The following is a 19,658-nucleotide window of genomic DNA, read 5'->3' as shown; positions in this document are numbered from 1 at the left end:
CCGGTTGTTCTTCGTGTCGGAAATATGCCTTTCCGGGTGACGGGTGCACAGGGGCGGTTCGGGCGTGATCACCGGCATGGTTTCCTTTCGGTTGTGGAGCGCGCGGCATCGGAGGTCTCGGAAGACCAGGGGGAAAGGCCTGCTGGGGGCCCATCCAGCCCAGATCGGGGAGCCAGCCCAGATCGGGGAGCCAGCTCAGATCAAGGGGCGGGACAGTGGCTGGCCATCTCGTTCGCTCGCCTGTTCCGCTCGCCGCGACTCCTGCTGTTGCTGCTGCTCATCCCGCTCGGCGTGCTGCTGGCCGGCATCGTCGGCGCGGTATTCGAGTTACGCCTCGGCGTGGACAGTGCGGTCTACCGATCCGGCGGATTGACCCTGCTGCGCGGTGAACCCCTCTACGAGTTCAACACGCTTGGCTCGGAACCGTGGTGGGCCTTGCTGCCGTTCACCTATCCACCGACGGCCGCCCTGCTTTTCATCCCGCTCGCCCTGGTGCCCACCCAGCTCGCCTGGGGACTGCTCGCCGCGCTTTCCATCCTGCTGCTCGTCCTGGTTATCCGGGTATCGATCGAATACCTGCCCACCCGCCGCTGGGCCAAACCAGCCACGGCCACCGTAGTGTTCTCGATCTGCGTGCTTGCCCTTGAACCGGTCTGGCGCACGCTGTTCCTCGGTCAGATCAACGTGGTGCTGATGGCGGCGGTGCTGCTCGACGTGCTCGTGGTCGGCGCGGCCGGACCACGCCTGCGCCGGTTCGGCGGGATCCTGATCGGGATTGCCGCCGCGGTCAAACTGACGCCGCTGATCTTCGTCGCGCATCTGTTCTTCATCGGACGCAAACTCGACGCGCTGCGCGCGCTGGTGACCTTCTTCGCGCTGCAGGGGCTGATGTTCCTGCTGATCCCGGTTGATTTCCGGGAGTTCTGGATGCACGCGGTACAGGATCCTGGCCGCACCGGCCCGATCCACTGGGCTGGTAACCAGAACCTGGCCGGACTGGTTGCCCGGATCAGCGAGCTGACCCCCCATACGACCTACATCGCGATCGGCATCGGCGCAATTCTCGCGATCCCCGCTGTCTGGCTGATGCTCCGCCTACAGCGCAGCGGTCGTCCGTTGCAGGCCCTGCTGGTCACCGCGTTCTTCGGGCTACTCGTCTCGCCGGTTTCCTGGTCGCATCACTGGGTGTGGGTGGTTCCACTGATCGTGCTGCTCGCCGCGCGTATCCCAGCCGGGGCCACGCTCGGCCAATGGCGATCCTGGTCGCCGCTTGCCGCGGTGGTGCTGGTGTTCGGCAGTGGCGTGCTGCTCTGGATGTCCAACGGCATGGACGCGGAACTGCGCTGGTCGCCGTTCGAGTTCGTGATCGGCAGTTGCTATCTCCTGACGCCGATCGTGTTCGGCGCCGTGTTACTCGGTAGCGAGCTGCGCCGCGCCCGGCGAGCGCCAAACAGGGGGAAGTAGGGACGACATTGGTGCGAGTCGAGGCACGGACGCCACTGCGCCGCCCATCGTTTCGGGTGGCCGCCGTGCTACTGGTACTCGGCATCGCGGCTGGGGTGCTGGCCGGTATCGGCGGCTGGCAGCTTGGCGCGGACAGCGGGGTGTACCGGGCGGGCGCGTTGAGCCTGCTGCACGATCAGCCGCTGTACGGACCGCAGCGGATGTCGTTTCTGCCGGACTGGGTGAACCTGCCGTTCATCTACCCGCCGGCTGCCGCGGTGCTCTTCCTACCGCTCGCGATCGCACCAGCCTCGCTGGCCTGGGGGCTGTTCGTGGCGGCCTCGGTCTTCGCGCTCTACGCCACGGTTCGCGCGGTGCTGCGCGCGGAAACCCGCGCGGGGCGGCTGCGGCCGGTGTGGCTGACCGGTGTCGCGGCGAGCGTGGGGCTCACCGTGCTGCTGATCGGCCTCGAACCGATCTGGAAAACGCTGTTCCTCGGCCAGATCAACATCCTGCTGATGGCGCTCGTGGTCCTCGACGTGCTAGTGGTTGGGGGGACCGGGCGCCGCTACGGCGGAATGCTGATCGGCGTGGCCGCGGCGGTCAAGCTGACGCCGTTGATCTTCGTGGTACATCTGCTCGTGGTGCGCAGGTGGGCGGACGCCGCCCGTGCCGTCGGTACCTTCCTCGGCCTGCAGCTGCTTGCCTTCCTGTTCGTACCGGGTCAGGCCGCGGAGTACTGGACCGAGTTGGGCGGCGACCTGGAACTGGTGGACACCGGGGACTGGATCTTCAACCAGTCGCTGGAAGGCACGATGCTTCGCCTCACCGCGGAAGCGCACTGGTCGGCACCGGTTGCCCTGGGCATTGGGGCGGTGCTGGCGATTCCGGCCGTGTGGCTGGTGCGCTGGTTCAGCACACGCGGCGACCAGGTGTCCGCGCTGCTGGTCACCGGTTTTCTCGGGTTGCTCGTCTCGCCGATCTCCTGGACCCACCATTGGGTATGGGCGGTTCCGCTGCTGGTCATGCTGCTGGCAAGGGCGCATTGGCGTACCGCGGGCGCGACGCTGCTGATGTTCGCGAGCTGCGTGGTGATGTTCGTGCCCAATGGGAACGGTGTGGAGTTCAGCTGGGGACCGATCGAGTTCCTGCTCGGGAACAGCTACGTATTCTTCCCCGTGGTGTTCGGGGCCGTGCTGTGCGTTCGGGCACTTCGCAAGGGCAGGGCCGAACGCTCGGCGCAGGCGGCTGGGTAGGTTAGCCACCCGTGGATTCTCGAACTGGTTTTCCGGTTGTTGGCATGGTCGGCGGTGGCCAGCTGGCCAGGATGACCCATCAGGCGGCGATCCCGCTCGGGCAATCGCTGCGGGTGCTCGCCGCCGCCAAGGACGATCCGGCCGCGCTGGTCGCGCCGGATGTCACCATCGGCGCGCATACCGACCTGCGGGCGCTGCGGGAGTTCGCCGAGGGCGTCGACGTCCTCACCTTCGACCATGAGCACGTACCCGGTACGCACCTGCGCGAGCTGTCCGCCGAAGGGGTTTCGGTCTATCCAGGACCGGATGCGTTGCTGCACGCGCAGGACAAGCTGGTGATGCGCCGGCGGCTGACCGAGCTCGGCGTACCGTGCCCAGAGTTCGCGCCAGTGTCCGAAGTGGCCGATGTGCTGGCCTTCGGCGAGGCGCACGGTTGGCCATGTGTACTCAAGGCCGCACGTGGTGGTTATGACGGCAAGGGCGTCTGGCTGCTCGACGACGCCGACGCCGCCGCGCGCGTCGTGCCGGAACTGCTCGAAGCGGGGATTCCACTGCTGGTGGAGGAATGCGTACCGATGCGCCGTGAGCTGGCCGCGCTGGTCGCGCGCTCGCCGTTCGGGCAGGGCGCGGCCTGGCCGGTGGTGGAGACCGTTCAGCGGGACGGTATCTGCGTCGAAGTGCTCGCGCCGGCGCCCGAGTTGGCCGAGGCACAGGGACAGGCGGCACAGGAGCTGGCCCTGCGGATCGCGAACGAGCTGGGGGTTGTCGGACTGCTCGCAGTCGAACTGTTCGACACCGGCGATGGGTTGGTGGTCAACGAGCTGGCGATGCGCCCGCACAACTCGGGGCACTGGAGCATCGAGGGCTCGCGTACTTCACAGTTCGAGCAGCATCTGCGCGCTGTGCTGGACTATCCGCTCGGTGCTACCGACCTGGTGAGTCCGGCCGTGGTGATGGCCAATGTGCTCGGCGCGCCGCGGACGCCGTCGATGCCGGTGGATGAGCGGCTGCATCACCTGTTCGCGCGGTTTCCTGATGCTCGCGTGCATATGTACGGCAAGGCGGAGCGGCCGGGGCGCAAGATCGGCCATGTGACGGTGCTCGGTGACGAGCTCGAATCGACGCGTACGCGGGCAAGTCTCGCGGCGCACTGGCTTGCCATGGCCGAGTGGCCGGACGGATACGCGGTGCACTGAGCTTGTCGCGGATTGTGCTGAGGATGTCGGAGAGGATGTGGTTGCGGTGACGACCGGGCAGGCGCGGGTCGGCGTGATCATGGGAAGTGATTCGGACTGGCCGGTCATGCGAGCCGCGGCTGAGGCGTTGGCCGAGTTCGAGGTGCCCTACGAGGTGAGCGTGGTTTCGGCGCACCGGACCCCGCAGCGCATGCTCGACTACGCGGGCTCCGCGGCCGAACGTGGGATCGAAGTGATCATCGCGGGCGCGGGTGGGGCCGCGCATCTGCCGGGCATGGTGGCTTCGGCGACGGTACTGCCAGTAATCGGGGTACCAGTGCCGCTGAAGTACCTGGACGGGATGGACTCGCTGCTTTCCATCGTGCAGATGCCGGCTGGCGTCCCGGTGGCGACCGTATCGGTGGGCGGCGCACGTAACGCCGGGCTGCTCGCGGTGCGTATTCTTGCCGCGGCCGATGTGGCGCTACGCGAGAAGATGGCCGATTTCCAGGCCGGACTCGAACGGCTTGTGCTGGACAAAGACGCTGCTCTGCAGGATTCCCTCGAACAGACCTGACCGGATCGGTGTCGCAAAACACGAGGACGTCCTAGTAAACGGGTACTAACATGCTGTGCAGTTGGTGCCGACCGCGCAGTTCCGGATGCCCAGGTCCGGACGGCTGGCGCTCGGCGCGGGAAAGCGTCATGGTGGCGTTGAGGAAAGGTGGACGGGCAGATGAGTGCGGGGTTCTATCAGCTCGGTGAGGAGCACGATGCGCTGCGCGAGGCGGTTCGTGCGCTGGCGGACAAGGAGATCGCGCCGCACGCCGCCGATGTGGACGAGCAGGAGCGCTATCCGGTCGAGGCGCGCGACGCGCTGGTCAGCGCCGGTTTCCACGCGGTCCACGTGCCCGAGGACTACTCCGGGCAGGGCGCGGACGCCATCGCTGCCTGCATCGTGATCGAAGAGGTCGCGCGGGTGGACGCGTCGGCATCGCTGATCCCCGCGGTGAACAAACTGGGCACGGTGCCGCTGCTGCTTTCCGCCTCGGAGGAGTTGAAACAGCGGATCCTGCCGGACATCGCGGCCGGGGCCAGCTGCTCCTACGCGCTGTCCGAGCGTGAGGCCGGCTCGGACACGGCTTCCATGCGCACCAGGGCGGAACGCGATGGGCAGAACTGGGTGCTCAACGGGACAAAGGCGTGGATCACCAACGCCGGCGAGTCGACCTGGTACACCGTGATGGCGGTAACCGATCCGAACGCGACGAAGAAGGCCAACGGCATCTCCGCCTTCGCGGTGCACGCCGATGACCCGGGTTTCTCGGTTGGGCCGAAGGAGCGCAAACTCGGTATCAAGGGTTCGCCTACCAGGGAGATCTACTTCGAGAACTGCGCCATTCCAGCGGACCGGATGGTCGGCGAGCCGGGAACCGGTTTGAAAACAGCACTGTCTACCTTGGATCACACGCGCCCGACGATTGGCGCGCAAGCCGTCGGGATCGCACAAGGAGCGCTGGACGCCGCGGTTGGCTATGTGCGAGAGCGCAAGCAGTTCGGCACCGCGATCGGCGATTTCCAGGGCGTGCAGTTCATGCTGGCGGATATGGCCACGGGTATCGAGGCCGCCCGGCATCTGGTCTACGCGGCCGCGGCAAAGGCGGAACGAGGCGAGGCGGACGCCGGATTCGCGGCCGCGGCGGCAAAGTGTTACGCCTCGGATGTCGCGATGAAGGTGACCACGGATGCCGTGCAGCTGTTCGGTGGCGCCGGCTACACCCGCGATTTCCCCGTCGAGCGGATGATGCGGGATGCCAAGATCACCCAGATCTATGAGGGCACCAACCAGATCCAGCGGATGGTGATGGCCCGTAAACTGCTCAAAGGCTAGGTGTGACGATGATCGGGCACCGCGTACCCATCGCAACCTGCTCTTGAGGAGGATTTTACTCGCTGGCCTATACGGTTTCTCCTGTTAGTCCTTTCTGGACAATATGCTGACCATGGTCAGCGACAGGAGGAAGTGTGCAGGTATTCAGGGATCTTGCCGCGTTGCTCGGCCGGCTTGGTATCGGCCTGGTGTTCCTGGTGCACGGGCTGGACAAATGGCAGGCCGGTGTGGGTGCGACGGCCGATGGGTTCGAGCAGTCCGGTGTTCCGCTTGCCTACCTTGCCGCGTTGTTCGTGATCGGCGTTGAGATCATCGGCTCCATCGCGTTCATGCTCGGCTTCGCCCTGCCGCTGGTTGGCATCGGCTATGCGGTGACCGGGCTTGGCGCCGTGTTCCTGGTCCACTGGGATGCCGGTCTCACCGGGCAAGGCGGTTACGAACTGGTCCTTGTGCTCGCGCTCGCCGGGCTCGCGCTCGGCTTCAACGGTGGCCGCTACGCCCTCGATCACCTGGTGTTCGCGGGCAGGCGCACCAACGAGCGGGAACCCGTTGCCGCGTAAGCAGCTCAGCTGAACTGGACCGTGCTGCGTTCGCTCGCGGCGCGGTCGCTCAGCTTGGCTGGGTCGGCCGAGCTGCACTGCACCAGGGACGCGCCCGCCCGCAGCACCGCGACCAGACCACGCAGGATGCCATCCGGTACTGTCCAATCCAGAGTGGACAGTACACGGCTTTCCTTGTCGAGGGCGTGCTTGCTCGCCAACTGCCGTGCCTGGTCAAGCACCTCTGCTACGGACAGTTCGGCCAGCGCCGGACTGTCCGGCGAAACCGGTGGTGGCGCAAGGAAATCATCCGCGCACACCCGCACCTCGGACACATAGTCGAAGGCGCCGCCGGCCGGCGGTTCGCGCAGGGCCATACCCATCGGGTCGAGCGAGACCACAGCCAGTTCGCCGCTGGCCGGGGCTGGCTCGCTCACCGTGCCGAAGGTGACGGCCAGATCCGGTCCGGTTTCGACCACGCGCGCACCGCACCACCAGCAGCCAAGCAGGATTCCGGCGGTCTGCCAGTGCGCAGGCAGCCGGACACCCACGGACATCCCCGGTTCAACATCGAACTCGTCGGTCAGCCAGTTGGCGGTCTTCGCCGCCCAGTTCGCCAGGGTTGTCGCGGACAGCTCCACCCTGCTGCCCAGCGCATCGTCGTAGTGGGTGATCAGCGGGCGGGCGGCGGCATCGCGCAAGTACGGGCGAAGCAGGGTTTCGGTGATACTCATCGGGCCAATCCGATCACACCACAATCCGTTCGTCAGCCGAGGGCGCCGCCAACCGCAAGATCCCTGAACGTTGTGGCCAGGTGATTAGTCGACACAGGGCACGCCATCGGCGACGATCGGGTTCTGCTTAGCAACCGGTGCGACGGGAGCGAGCCCGTTCAACCGCAGCGTCGCCGGCTGGCCGAAGCCATGCCGTTGCGGCGTCCCCGCGGACGGCTGCGCGGTGCCCTGTGATCCTTCGCCCTGCTCCTCGCCGGATGTTGGCCCCGGGTTCTCGGTCACCATTTGCTGGACGAACCGGCGCACCTCGTTCTCGCGCAGCGTGACGATGCTCTGCCCGCGGTCATCCCTGGCGCCGACTTCGTCGACCGGCATCGTGACGAACTCGATCGTGCCGGAGGCCATCTGACGTGCCTGATCGGCCAGCTCGAAGATGTCCAGGCCGGAGTCGAGCACCACCGACCGGCTGACCGCATCGGCGAGCTTGCCCAGCCGCTGCTGGTCGGTCAGCGTGCCGGCGGAAAGCAGCTTGTTCACCGCCGAAGCGAGGAAGGCCTGCTGGCGCTTGATCCGCCCGAGATCTCCGTCCGCCAGCCCGTGCCGCTGGCGGACAAAGGACAGCGCGTCTCCACCGGAGACGGTTTGCACCCCAGCGTCGAACACCGCCCCGGAGACGGGGTCATTCACCGGGTTGTTCAGGCAGACGTCCACCCCGCCAACGGCCTCGGTCAGCAGGTAGAAGCCGAGCAGGCTGATCTCCGCGTAGTGGTCGATCCGCGCGCCGGTGAGGTCCTGAATGGTGCGGATCAGCGATACCCTGCCCGCCTGGTCGGACTGCTTTTCCAGCTCGGGGCCGGCGACCCCCTCGGTGCTGAGCTGTTCCTTCGCCCGCACCTTGCCCTTGGCGAACGCTGAATTGATCTTGTCGGGTTCGCCGCCGTTGATCGACACGTAGGCGTCCCGCGGTATCGACATCGCCGAACCCATGCCGCCGTCCTTCGGGATGCGCAGCAGGATCAGGGTGTCCGTGTTCAGCGAGTCGGTTGCTTCCGTCCGCAGGGCTTTGAGCTGGTCGAGGGGCAGTGGATTGCCCTGTAGATCCGTCCGGGTGTCGTTGCCGACCAGCAGGATGTCCGTCGCCGAATCGTTCGCTGATGGCGCGCCGGGGGCCTGCTGCACCTGCTCGAGCGCATCCGTGGTGTTCGTGCTTTCGTTGAGCTGGCCGATGGTGAACCAGGCGACCCCGGTGAGTACCAGCGCGGCCACCGAGAGGATGGCCACCAGGGTGCGACCCGCGATCTTCGCGGGAGAGGAACGTCGGGTGGGCGGCATCGGTGGCGCCGGTGTCGGCGCGTACCGTGGCGTCGGTCGCGGCGCGGCCTCGTCCTGCGTTTGGTACTTCCGCGCGACCCGACCGAAGATCACTTGCTCGGTGGCCGGGTCTTCGCCGCCTTGCTCGCCCGGCTTCGGCTGCTCGTCCACCTACGTCCCTCCCTGCCCCTCGCGGTCGTCAGCGGACCTCGTGCCCAGGCTAGCGCCCCCGGCGCATCGATCACTCGCGCCCACGCGCTGTCCAGCGCAAACCGTGAGCTACCTAGCCGGGTCAGTTCACGCAGGGTACGTCGCCAGCGTCCAGCGTGGGGTCACCTTCGCCCGATCCGTCGCCCTCTTGTTGCGCCTGGTTGCCAGCACCCCCCGTTGGGGTAGGCCCCTGCGGTAGCACTCCGTTACCCGAATCGTTGTCCCCGCTCGGCTCGTCCGCCGAGTCCGTTGTCGTGTCCTCATCCGGGCCGGCACCACCGGACCCCGGGGTGTCCGGCTGTGCGCCGTCGAAGTCGCCGCCGAGCAGCACTCGGATGCTACCGCTCGGAATATCGGCGTCCGGCTCGAGCGTGACCTGCTCGCCAAGGGCGGCTTGGACCAGGTCCGCGTTGCCCTCCTCGCCGACCGGATGGCGAATCACCGTATCGGTACGGGAACTGGCCGGGACGGGTTCACCGACCGGGAAACCCTTGTCCGACAGGATCTTCGCGGCACTGCTGGCGTCCGCGGCGTCCGACGATCCATTGTAGATCTCCACATTGATCGTGGGGATACGTGGATCCTGGTCGGTATCGGGCTGTGCGGAGCCCTCCGACCCGTCTTCGGTGCCGGTGATCTCGTCGAAGAACTCGCGTACATCGGTTTCGTCGATATCGACGACGTCCGCGCCGCCGATGTTGGCGTTCCCGTTGTTCGGGATCGTGTGGAAGGTGATGTTGTCGCCGGTGAGCCCCTGCATCTGCTGGGCGAACTCGGTCAGGTCCCATCCTTCGCTCAGTACAACGGACTTCTTGATCGCATCGCTGAGTTCGGTGATCCTGGTCGGATCGGTGAGTATGTCCTGGGAGATCACTTTGCGCGCGAGCCCGCTGATGAAGGCTTGCTGGCGCACGATCCGGTCAAAATCGCTGCGCGGCAGGCCATACCGTTGCCGCACAAAGGCGAGTGCCTTCGCTCCACTGATGGTTTGCTTGCCCGCCTTGAACTTGGCTCCGGACATACTGTCGCTTGTCGCTTCGTTCAGGCATACCTCGATGCCGCCGATGGCCTTGGTGACCTCATAAAAGCTACCCAGGTTGACCTCGGCGTAGCGATCGATCGCGCCCGGGCGGTCGATCAGCTTCTCGATCGTGGCGATCAGGTTCTTCCTGCCGGCGACCGTGGCCTGCTCGTCGATCGCTTCGCCGTCGGTTTCGCCCCGCTGGCGCAGCGTGCTCGAGGTGTCGTTGTAGGCGTAGACGAAGGCGCCGTTGAGTTTGTGGGTGCCATAACCACCCGCCAGTTCCACCCAGGAGTCACGGGGGAACGAGATCGCCACCGCCCTGCGGCCATCCATCGGGATGTGCACCAGGATCATCGTGTCGGTCTGCCGTTCGCCGTCGGCGACCCCGCCGTTCAGCTTCGCCAGGACCTCATCGGGTAGCGGGTTGCCCTGCGCGTCCGTCCTGCTGTCCTGGCCGACCAGCAGGATGTCGAGCGCGCCGTCCAGTGGCTTTGGCGGCAGTGTGTCGTCGAACACGTCGGTCGTGGCGAGTCCGGAGTTGATGTTGCCGAGGATCGTCCAGCCGTACCAGGTCACCGCCAGCACCATGACCGAGAGCAGGGCGACGACGCTCTGTCCGGTGCGCATCGCGATCGTTCGCCGCCTGGTGCCTGGCTGGGCCGTGGCTGGCGCCGGCTCGGCTCCCTCGGCTGCCGCCTTGTCGCGCGGCCCTGGGACCGGCGGCAGTTCCTGCGTGACCTCGGCATCGTCCGTTGTGGTCGCACTCTCGGCGGTATCGCTCGAATCGGTACCGGTGCCGTCGTCCCCGGTAGACGTATCGTCCGGGAGGTCACCGGCGGACGGCGAGAAGGCAGGGCGGGTTGGCGGTTCGGCCAGGCCCTCGTCTTCCGGCGGACGTCCGTCCACGCACGCTCCTCCCCGTAATCGAGCGTTGTACCTCGGCCAATCGCATGGTCCGCACCGGTGCTGGCCGCTCACTCGGAACCACGCGCGCCGACAATATCTACCGTACTGATGATCGTTCGAAGCGCCGCTCCGCAAGTGACAACCGCAGCCGGATTGTTGCGTCTCGCCGGTAAGGCGGGCATGAAAGACTGGGGCGATTGGGGAGCGAGGTGCTACGTCCGGCTGAGACCGGATACGGCAACCGGAGCAGCACACATGCGGGAGATGGGCAGATGCGAATACTGGTGACCGGTGGCGCCGGGTTTATCGGGTCGAACTATGTGCGACACGTACTCTCCGGTAGCTACGACGAGTTCGGTGATGCCGAGCTGATCGTGCTGGACAAGCTGACCTATGCCGGCTGCAAGGAGAACCTGGCGCCGGTCGCCGACAACCCGAGGCTGCGTTTCGTACCCGGCGATATCTGCGATGCCGAGCTGGTCGGCAAGCTGATGGCCGGCGTTGACCTCGTTGTGCACTTCGCCGCGGAGTCTCATGTGGATCGTTCGATCAGCGGATCGGCGGAGTTCACGATGACCAATGTGGTTGGCACTCAGACGTTGTTGCAGGCCGCGTACCTGTCCGGGGTCGGCAAGTTCGTGCAGGTCTCCACGGACGAGGTGTACGGATCGATCGACGAAGGTTCGTGGGCGGAAGACCATATCCTCGAGCCGAACTCGCCGTACTCGGCGTCGAAAGCCAGCGGCGATCTGCTCGCGCTCGCCTTTTACCGCACGCATGGCCTGCCGGTATGTGTGACCCGTTGTTCGAACAACTACGGCCCGTACCAGTTCCCGGAGAAGGTTCTCCCGCTGTTCGTGACCAACCTGCTTGACGGGCACCGCGTCCCGCTGTACGGCGACGGGCTGAACGTTCGAGACTGGCTCCACGTGGACGATCACTGTCGGGGCGTACAGCTGGTCGCCAGCGGCGGGCGCCCCGGCGAGATCTACAACATCGGCGGCGGCACTGAACTGACCAATAAGGACCTGACGAAACGGCTACTCGCGGCGCTCGGCGCGGACTGGGACATGGTAGAACCAGTAGCCGACCGTAAGGGGCACGACCGGCGGTACTCAGTGGACATCAGCAAGATCTCCACTGAACTCGGCTACCAGCCAAGTGTGCCCTTCGCGGACGGGCTGGAATCCACAGTGGAGTGGTTTCGGCGCAACCGCGATTGGTGGGAACCGTTGAAACAGCGCGCGGCGATCACGAGGTGAGGTAATTGGGCGGCGAACTCGCGATTCTGGTGCCGGGCGGTACCGGTCAACTTGGCACCGAGCTTGCCAGAACGGGGCTTGCCGGGGGAGCTTCGGTCGAAGCCCCTGGCTCGGCCGAGCTGAACGTCGCGGAGGTGAACTCGGTACTCGCCTCGGTTGCCGGGTTCGCGGAGCGCGCGCGGGGCGAGGGCCGGCATCCAGTGGTGATCAACGCCGCGGCCTACACCGCGGTGGACGCCGCCGAGCAGGACGAGGCCGCCGCCTTCGCGGTGAACGCGGACGGACCCCGCGTGCTTGCCGCCGCCTGCGCCGCGCACCGGGTCCCGCTGCTGCATGTCTCCACCGACTATGTTTTCGACGGCACGGCGAGCGAGCCATACGAGCCGGATGACCAGGTGCGCCCGACGAGTGCCTATGGGCGTACCAAACTGGCCGGTGAGCAGGCCGTGCTGCGTTCCGGGGCGCGCGCCTGGGTCGTCCGCACCTCCTGGGTGTACGGCGGCACTGGCCAGAATTTCGTGCGCACCATGGTCCGCCTCGCCGGTGAGCGTGCCGAACTGTCCGTTGTGGATGATCAGCGCGGTGCGCCGACCTGGGCGGCCGATCTCGCGGCAGGGCTGGTCGAGCTGGCTGAGTGGGTCGTCGGTGGGCATCCGCCCGAAGCGGCGGTACTGCATTGCACCAACGGCGGCGCGACCACCTGGTACGAGTTCGCCAGGGCGATCTTCAGCGAGCTGGGCACCGATCCGGATCGGGTGCGACCGTGTGGCACCGCGGATTTCCCCCGGCCGGCCGCGCGCCCGGCGTACTCGGTGCTCTCCGCCGCGGCCTGGCAAGATGCCGGGTTGACCCCGCCGCGACCGTGGCGGGAGGCGCTTACGGCGTTCTTCGTGGCGCACGGCGAGCAGCTGCGCGGTGGCACATCCGACCGCTAGCTGGCTACTGGGCCCTGGCTAGCTATTGGGGCGGCCGCCAGCGATAGGTGCGCATACTGACCCGGTTGCCGTCCGCGAGCACGCCCTCGGCGCGTAGCCGGGCGAGCTGTTCGGTGACCAGATGCGGCGCGGGTGTGCCGTTGGCCCGCAGCACCCGGTGCCATGGCAGATCCTGGCCGTCCTCGGAGAGAATCCGGCCGACCAGCCGCGGCGTCGACGCACCGGCCAGCGCGGCGATATCGCCGTAGCTGGCTACGGTGCCAGGCGGGATATCCCGCACGATCTCGCGTACTCGTTCGTGTAGCTGCTCGTCCACCCGAATAGTGTGCTGGATACCCAGGGGTGTTGGCGCGGGTGATCGACGCGCCGCTACCGCTGTGTCAGTTCGTCGGGGCCGCGTGGTTCTATCGCAGTCGTGGGTCGATCGAACATGGCGGCGCCCGCGCTGGTCCGGCCGCGGGTGGCAGCCGAGCAGCCGAGGGACTGGGAGCCGGCGGCACGTCGCGTACTGCATGGTGCCGGCGGCTACCTGCGGGTGCTCGGCGCGCCGGGAGCAGGCAAGACCAGCCTGCTCGCCGAAACCGCCGCCGCCAGGATCGCGGCGGGCACCGACCCCGCCCGGATCCTGCTGCTCACCACCGGGCGTCGTGCGGCGAACGCGGTACGTGCCCAGATCACCCGGCTGCGTACCGATGAAGGTGCCCGCACCATCCGCGAACCACTGGTGCGCACCGTGCACTCCTATGCTTTCGCCCTGCTGCGCACGCAGGCCAGCCTGCACGGGGCAGCCCCGCCCCGGCTGCTTTCCGGGCCGGAACAGGACGCGGTGGTCCGCGAGCTACTGGCCGGCGATCTTGAGCTGGGCGCGGCGGCATGGCCGCCGAGCCTGCGGCCGGCCCTTGGTTTACCAGGATTCGCCGCTGAACTACGCGATCTACTGATGCGCTCGGCCGAGCGTGGCCTCGGACCCGAAGACCTGATCCTGCTCGGCGAGCGGCAGGAACGCGCGGAGTGGTGCGCGGCTGGCCGGTTCTGGCGGCAGTACGAGCAGGTCACCGCGTTGCACGGGGAGAGCTCGGGAGTGCGGCCAACCGGGCCGGCATTGGACGCGGCCGAGCTGGTATCGCATGCGCTGCTCGCGCTGGAGTCGGATGCCGATCTGCTCGCCACCGAGCGGCAGCGGGTTCGGCATCTGCTTGTGGATGACGCGCAGCACCTCGATCCGCTGCAGTTCCGGCTGGTGCGGGCGCTGGGTACCGGCGCGGCCGAGTTCGTCCTGGCTGGCGATCCGGACCAGGCGGTGTTCTCCTTCCGTGGCGCCGATCCGCAGCTGCTGACCGAGGCGGATCCGGATGGCCGGCACACCGTGGTACTCGGCGCGCAGCACCGGATGGCGAGCGCGGTCGCCGAGGTGGCTGGCACTCTCGCCGCAGGGTTGCCTGGCGCGGGTGCCAGTAGGATCGAGCCCGCCGCGCCGGTCGATCCGACCGAGCGGCGCGGATCGGTACGAGTGCACGTGCTGCCCACCGCGGCGGCCGAGGCGAGCTGGCTCGCCGATCAGCTTCGCAGGGCGCATCTGCTCGACGAGGTGCCCTGGTCCCAGATGGCGGTGTTGGTGCGCTCCGCGGCGCGCAGCTTTCCGGTGCTGCAGCGGGCGCTACGCGCGGCCGGCGTGCCCGTCTCGGTGGCCAGCGACGCGCTGCCGCTGGCCAAGCAACCAGCCGTCCGCCCATTGCTGAACCTGTTGCGTTGTGCGGCCGAACCGGCCGTGCTGGACGCCGAGTACGCCGCCGAGCTGATCTCCTCCCCGCTCGGGGGCGCGGATCCACTGGCATTGCGCAAACTGCGCCGGGGGCTGCACCGGATCGAGTTGGCCAGTGGCGGTCAGCGCGGTTCGGATGAACTACTCGTGCACGCGCTGGTGGACAACGACCTACTCATCGCGATGGACAGTGCCGAGGTGGCGCCGCTGCGCAGGGTGGCCGAGTTGCTTGCCACGGCACGGCGGTTGATTGCCGAAGGTGTCGGGATCGAGCAGGTCCTCTGGGAGGTTTGGCAGCAGTCCGGACTCGAACGGCAGTGGCTGCGGCAAGCCGACCGGGGCGGCGAGCTCGGCGCCCGCGCGGACCGGGAACTGGACGCCGTGGTCGCGCTGTTCGAGGCTGCGGGCAGGTACGTGGATCGCCTGCCGCGCGGCAGTATCGCCGGATTCGCCGAGTACCTTTCCGCGCAGGAGATTGCCGGCGACAGCCTGGCACCAGCCGCGCCAACCAGCGGCGCGGTTGCCCTACTCACCGCGCATGCCGCGGCGGGTAGGGAGTGGACGGTCGTAGCCGTACCGGGCGTGCAGGAAGGCAGCTGGCCTGATCTGCGGTTGCGTGGTTCGCTGCTGGGCGTTGAGCAACTGTTGGATGTGTTGTCCGGACTACGCAAGGAAGAGCGGGTCTCGGCCACCGCGCCCCTGCTCGCCGAGGAACGCCGGCTGTTGCTGCTCGCCGCGAGCAGGGCGCGAGATAGGTTGCTGCTCAGTGCGGTGCGAGGGCAAGACGAGCAGCCATCCCGTTTCCTGGCTGATCTGGTTGGCCATGACGCCCGCGACGAGCCAGCCTTGCGTGCCCCCGAACCGGGCAGAGGACTGGTACTGCCCGAACTGATCGGCGAGCTGCGCGCCGTGGTCTGCGCCGCGGACGGTAGTCCCGAACGGCGCCAGCTTGCCGCGCACCAGCTCGCCAAACTGGCGAGGGCGGGCGTGCCTGGTGCTCATCCAGATCACTGGTACGCGCTACCCGAGATCTCCACCGAACAACCATTGGCCGGCAAGGAAGACACCGTCTCCGTTTCACCATCTACAGTGGACGTACTGAACCGGTGCCCGCTGCGCTGGCTGATCGAACGGCATGGCGGGCACGATCCGGCGGAACTGCCCGCGGTGACCGGAACGCTGGTGCACTCGCTCGCGCAGGCCATGGCCGAAGGCGCGGACGAACAGCAACTCGCCAGTGCGCTCGATCAGGCCTGGCAGTCCGTGGACGCCGGCGCGCCGTGGTTCTCCAGGCGGGAACGCGCCAGGGTCGAGGGGATGCTGCGGGCACTGCGGTCCTGGTTGGCGCTGAGTCGAAGGGAGCTGCGGGAAATCGCCACCGAGCAGGATTTCCGCGCCGAGCTGCCCGGTGCGACCGAGCCCAACGTCGTGGTACGCGGCCGGGTCGACCGACTGGAGCGGGACGGCAAGGGGCGCCCGGTAGTGGTGGACCTGAAGACGGCGAAAACCCCGATCAGCAAGGCTGACGCGAACGAGCATCCGCAGTTGGCAGCCTATCAGCTCGCCGTGGCCCTCGGCGGGTTCGAGCACCTCGGTCTTGCCAGCGACCCCGGTGGCGCGCAGCTGGTTTTCGTGTCCAAACAGGACGCACGGACTGGTGCGGCGGAGCGGCAACAGCTGGCGTTGGACGATGAGGCGATCAAGAAGTGGATCGAGGTCGTGCACGCGGTGGGGAAGGCGAGTCTCGGGCCGGAATACCAGGCGGTGGAAAACGCGGACTGCGCGCGCTGCCCGGCGCGGTTCAGCTGCCCGGCGCAGCCTTCCGGAAGGCAGGTGCCCGGCTGATGCTCACTCCCGCACGACTGGCCAGCGCGCTCGGCTTGCCAGCGCCCACTGAGGAACAGGCCGCGGTGATCGCGGCGCCGCCGGAGCCCGCACTGGTCACCGCCGGTGCTGGCGCGGGCAAAACGGAGACCATGGCCGCGCGGGTGGTCTGGCTGGTCGCCTCCGGCGCGGTGGCCCCGGAACGGGTACTCGGCCTGACCTTCACCCGGAAAGCGGCCCGCCAGCTCGGCGACCGGATCAGGGCGCGGCTGCGCAGACTCGCCGGCTCCGGGCTGCTCGACGAACTGGACCCGAGTGGTCAGCGGCGCGCGGCGGTGCTCACCGGGGAACCGACCGTGCTGACGTATCACGCCTACGCCGGCCGGCTGCTCGCCGAGCACGGTTTGCGGCTACCGGTGGAACCGGGGGCACGGCTGCTTTCCGAAACCGGCTCCTGGCTGCTCGCGCACCGGGTGGTCACGGGTTGGGATGGGGATCTGGACACCGACAAGGTGCCGAGCACGATTACCCAGCACGTGCTCGCGCTCGCCGGGGAACTCGCCGAACACCTCGTCTCCGCCGAGCAGCTGAGTGAGCACGCCGACTGGTTGTGCCGGCTGGTGGAAACCGCGCCGAGGGCCGCGCGGCAGCGGGCCGAACTGCCCCAGAAACTCCGCGACATCGTTGCCGCGCAACGCTTCCGGCTTTCGCTGTTGCCATTGGTCAACGCGTACGCCGAGCGCAAAAGGGCCGCGGGCGCGCTGGATTTCGCCGACCAACTCACGCTCGCCGCCGAACTGGCCGCGAACTACCCAGCGGTGGCTACCGCCGAACGCGAGCGCTATGGCGCGGTGCTCCTCGACGAGTACCAGGACACCGGGCACGCCCAGCGCGTGCTGTTGCGCTCGCTGTTCGGCATCGGCGCGCCGGGCAAAGTGGTTGAACCACCGCCGCCAATGCCGGTGACCGCGGTTGGTGATCCGACCCAGGCGATCTACGGCTGGCGGGGCGCGAGCGCGGCGAACCTGCCCCGGTTCACCGAGGATTTCCCCTGCCTGCGGGACGGCAAGTTGGTGCCGGCGGACAGCTACGGGCTGCTGACCAGCTTCCGTAACCCGGCAGGCGTGCTCGAGCTCGCCAACGGTGTCGCGGAACCGTTGCGCGACAAGGGACTCGCCGTCGCGCGGTTGCGGTCGCTACCCGACGCGCCGGAGGCGGATATCCGCTGCGCGCTGTTGCCCGATGTGCACGCCGAGCGGGAATGGCTGGCGGATGCGGTCGCCGCCCGCTGGCAGAACGGGCTGGCGGCGGACGGGAAACCGCCAAGTACCGCCGTACTGGTGCGCCGCAGGGCCGATATGGCTCCGCTCGCCGAGCAGCTGCGCGCCCGCGGGCTGCCGGTTGAGGTGGTCGGTCTCGGCGGGCTGCTCGACGAACCCGAGGTGCGGGACCTGGTCAGTGCCCTGCGGGTACTGGTGGATCCGCTCGCCGGCACCGCGGCCGCGCGGCTGCTCACCGGGGCACGCTGGCGGCTGGGCGCGGCCGATCTTGCCGCGCTCTGGCGGCGTGCTCGCGAGCTAGCCGGCCTGGAGGCCGCGGCCGAACCCGCCGCCAGCGGCGTGCTCGATGCGCTGGTTTCCGGCGTTGCGGATACCGGACTGGTGGACGCGCTGGACGATCCCGGCGATCCGGGGCGCTATTCCACCGAGGGGTACCAGCGGATTCGCAAGCTGGGCAGCGAGTTGACCGCGCTGCGCGGCCGGATGGCGCAGTCGTTGCCCGAGTTCGTCGCCGATGTGGAACGCACCCTGCTGCTGAATATCGAGGCGATGGCTCGGCCGGTCGGCGCTGGCCGGCAGCACCTGGACGCCTTCGCGGATGTGGTGACCGAGTATGTGGCGGCCAGCCCGAGCGCGACGCTGACGTCGTTCTTGGACTATCTGGCCACCGCCGAGCACGCCGAAGACGGTTTGGAGCCGGGCGAGGTCGAGGTCGCCGAGGACCGGGTACAAGTGCTGACCGTGCATTCGGCGAAGGGACTTGAATGGCAGGTCGTAGCCGTACCACATCTGGTTCGGGAGGTGTTTCCCAGCAGGCGGCGCAGTTCCTGCTGGCTGCGTGCGGTCACCGAGTTGCCGGCTTCGCTGCGGGGCGATGCCGTTGACCTGCCAGCGCTCGCGCTGTCCGAGGGGATGGATCGCAAAGAAGTCGGTGAGGTGCTGGACATCCACGACGAGGAGTTCGCCGAACGGGAGCTGGTCGAGGAACGCAGGCTGCTCTACGTGGCGCTCACCAGGGCCGAGCACGGTTTGCTCTGCTCGGGGCATTGGTGGAACGAATCGAGTACCCGCCCGCGCGGGCCCTCGGACTTCCTCACTGAGCTGGGCGAGCTAGTGGTGGCTTCCGGCGGGCCGGAACCGGAACACTGGGCGCCGGAACCGGCGACCGATGCGGAAAACCCACTGCTCGCCGAGCGCGCCTCGGTGCGCTGGCCGGTCGATCCGCTAGGCGCCCGCAGGGCGGCCGTGCGGGAGGGTGCGGAGCTGGTCCGTGCCGCGCTCGACGAACTCACGACGCCGGTCCAATTGGAACTGGGTCAATCGGCTGAAACTGATGGCGAACCGTCGGCGGAGATCGCCGCGCTGGTCGCCGAGGACGCGGACGGCTGGGTCAGGGATACCGAGGTGCTGCTCGCGGAGCGCGCCGAGGCCGGGCGCAGGGTGCACCAGGTCGAATTGCCGGAAACCCTCTCGGTCAGCCAACTCGTGGAACTCGCCGACGACCCGGATGCGCTCGCCAGACGACTGCGTCGGCCGCTGCCGAGGCCTCCGAATGCCTTCGCGCGGCGGGGTACGAGCTTTCACACCTGGCTGGAGCAGCGGTTCGGCCGCGCTGAGCTGCTCGACCTTGATGAATTGCCGGGCGCGGCGGACGCCGAGGACGCCGATGCGGCGGCCGATGCCGTGGAGGTGGCCAAGCTACGCGAGCGATTCTTGGCCAGCGCCTGGGCGGACCGGGTGCCGCACGACGTGGAGGTGCCATTCGCCACGGAGGTAGCCGGGATCGCGCTGCGTGGTCGGATGGATGCGGTCTACGCGGAGCCGGACGGCGGGTGGACGGTGGTCGACTGGAAGACCGGCGCGGTCCCGGACGAGTCCCGGCTCCCCGCCCTTTCCGTGCAGCTCGCCGCGTACCGGTTGGCGTGGGCGGCGCTGTCCGACACGCCGGTCGCGAAGGTGCGTGCGGCATTTCACTACGTGCGGGCGGATCACACGGTGCGGCCAGCGGATCTACTGGACGAGCAGGGGCTGCGCGCGTTGTTGCGCTCCGTACCACGGTCTTCCTGAGCTGTACCAGCGGATCGGTAAGCCGATACATGAGCGTCG

General features: G+C 67.9%; 14 protein-coding genes. 10 read left to right on the top strand and 4 right to left on the bottom strand.

The features are described from left to right. The first annotated feature begins 36 nt into the window (after window positions 1-36). The 6 genes from EV191_RS00190 (at window position 37) to EV191_RS00165 (ending at window position 6,325) form a co-directional block, all read left to right on the top strand. Complete coding sequence (locus tag EV191_RS00190) at window positions 37-1,464, top strand: glycosyltransferase 87 family protein (RefSeq protein ID WP_243658659.1); 1,428 nt, start codon at window positions 37-39, stop codon at window positions 1,462-1,464. Between the two features lie 11 nt (window positions 1,465-1,475). Continuing rightward, window positions 1,476-2,699 carry a glycosyltransferase 87 family protein gene (locus EV191_RS00185; RefSeq protein WP_243658658.1) on the top strand — a complete coding sequence of 408 codons (1,224 nt, stop codon included), beginning with the start codon at window positions 1,476-1,478 and terminating at the stop codon, window positions 2,697-2,699. An 11-nt stretch (window positions 2,700-2,710) separates the two neighbouring features. Further along, entirely contained in the window at window positions 2,711-3,895 is a 1,185-nt protein-coding gene (locus EV191_RS00180; RefSeq protein ID WP_132874758.1) for a 5-(carboxyamino)imidazole ribonucleotide synthase, read from the top strand. Window positions 3,896-3,941: 46 nt separating this feature from the next. Continuing rightward, entirely contained in the window at window positions 3,942-4,451 is a 510-nt protein-coding gene (gene purE, locus EV191_RS00175; protein ID WP_279388398.1) for a 5-(carboxyamino)imidazole ribonucleotide mutase, read from the top strand. A 159-nt stretch (window positions 4,452-4,610) separates the two neighbouring features. Then, on the top strand, window positions 4,611-5,765 hold the full coding sequence (locus EV191_RS00170; protein ID WP_132874757.1) for an acyl-CoA dehydrogenase family protein: 1,155 nt from the start codon (window positions 4,611-4,613) through the stop codon (window positions 5,763-5,765). Window positions 5,766-5,899: 134 nt separating this feature from the next. After that, on the top strand, window positions 5,900-6,325 hold the full coding sequence (locus EV191_RS00165; protein WP_132874756.1) for a DoxX family protein: 426 nt from the start codon (window positions 5,900-5,902) through the stop codon (window positions 6,323-6,325). A 5-nt stretch (window positions 6,326-6,330) separates the two neighbouring features. Here EV191_RS00165 and EV191_RS00160 read toward each other — a convergent pair whose 3' ends face one another. The 3 genes from EV191_RS00160 to EV191_RS00150 all read right to left on the bottom strand — a co-directional run bounded on the left by EV191_RS00160 (window position 6,331) and on the right by EV191_RS00150 (window position 10,489). Next, window positions 6,331-7,038, bottom strand: coding sequence for a TIGR03089 family protein (locus EV191_RS00160; protein WP_132874755.1), 708 nt, complete (start codon window positions 7,036-7,038; stop codon window positions 6,331-6,333). A gap of 84 nt (window positions 7,039-7,122) precedes the next feature. Continuing rightward, entirely contained in the window at window positions 7,123-8,520 is a 1,398-nt protein-coding gene (locus EV191_RS00155; RefSeq protein ID WP_132874754.1) for an LCP family protein, read from the bottom strand. Between the two features lie 121 nt (window positions 8,521-8,641). After that, entirely contained in the window at window positions 8,642-10,489 is a 1,848-nt protein-coding gene (locus EV191_RS00150) for an LCP family protein (RefSeq protein ID WP_243658657.1), read from the bottom strand. Between the two features lie 272 nt (window positions 10,490-10,761). Between EV191_RS00150 and rfbB the strand changes: the two genes are divergently transcribed. Together rfbB and rfbD are read left to right on the top strand one after the other, a co-directional pair. Beyond that, on the top strand, window positions 10,762-11,751 hold the full coding sequence (gene rfbB, locus EV191_RS00145) for a dTDP-glucose 4,6-dehydratase (RefSeq protein ID WP_132874753.1): 990 nt from the start codon (window positions 10,762-10,764) through the stop codon (window positions 11,749-11,751). A gap of 5 nt (window positions 11,752-11,756) precedes the next feature. Beyond that, complete coding sequence (gene rfbD, locus EV191_RS00140; RefSeq protein ID WP_132874752.1) at window positions 11,757-12,686, top strand: dTDP-4-dehydrorhamnose reductase; 930 nt, start codon at window positions 11,757-11,759, stop codon at window positions 12,684-12,686. A gap of 22 nt (window positions 12,687-12,708) precedes the next feature. On the opposite strand, the gene EV191_RS30480 is transcribed toward rfbD, so the two are convergent. Continuing rightward, window positions 12,709-13,002: an MGMT family protein gene (locus EV191_RS30480; protein ID WP_243658656.1), complete on the bottom strand. Its 294-nt coding sequence runs from the start codon at window positions 13,000-13,002 to the stop codon at window positions 12,709-12,711. A gap of 114 nt (window positions 13,003-13,116) precedes the next feature. Here EV191_RS30480 and EV191_RS00130 point away from each other — a divergent pair, with 114 nt between their 5' ends. Both EV191_RS00130 and EV191_RS00125 read left to right on the top strand, forming a co-directional pair. Then, entirely contained in the window at window positions 13,117-16,293 is a 3,177-nt protein-coding gene (locus EV191_RS00130; protein WP_132874749.1) for an ATP-dependent helicase, read from the top strand. Beyond that, window positions 16,293-19,619, top strand: a complete 3,327-nt coding sequence (locus tag EV191_RS00125) for an ATP-dependent helicase (RefSeq protein WP_132874748.1) — start codon at window positions 16,293-16,295, stop codon at window positions 19,617-19,619. The genes EV191_RS00130 and EV191_RS00125 overlap by 1 nt, the downstream gene beginning before the upstream one ends. Window positions 19,620-19,658: the final 39 nt, after the last annotated feature.

It is taken from the genome of Tamaricihabitans halophyticus (genome assembly GCF_004340875.1).
In the GTDB taxonomy this organism is placed as follows: domain Bacteria; phylum Actinomycetota; class Actinomycetes; order Mycobacteriales; family Pseudonocardiaceae; genus Tamaricihabitans; species Tamaricihabitans halophyticus.
This window is presented reverse-complemented; position numbering and strand designations above follow the sequence as displayed.

Bases quoted from the DNA above. Each gene is read 5' to 3' on its own strand.
- EV191_RS00160 (WP_132874755.1), bottom strand. From the start codon at position 7,038: ATGAGTATCACCGAAACCCTGCTTCGCCCGTACTTGCGCGATGCCGCC.
- EV191_RS00170 (WP_132874757.1), top strand. From the start codon at position 4,611: ATGAGTGCGGGGTTCTATCAGCTCGGTGAGGAGCACGATGCGCTGCGC.
- EV191_RS00125 (WP_132874748.1), top strand. From the start codon at position 16,293: ATGCTCACTCCCGCACGACTGGCCAGCGCGCTCGGCTTGCCAGCGCCC.
- EV191_RS00130 (WP_132874749.1), top strand. From the start codon at position 13,117: ATGGCGGCGCCCGCGCTGGTCCGGCCGCGGGTGGCAGCCGAGCAGCCG.
- rfbB (WP_132874753.1), top strand. From the start codon at position 10,762: ATGCGAATACTGGTGACCGGTGGCGCCGGGTTTATCGGGTCGAACTAT.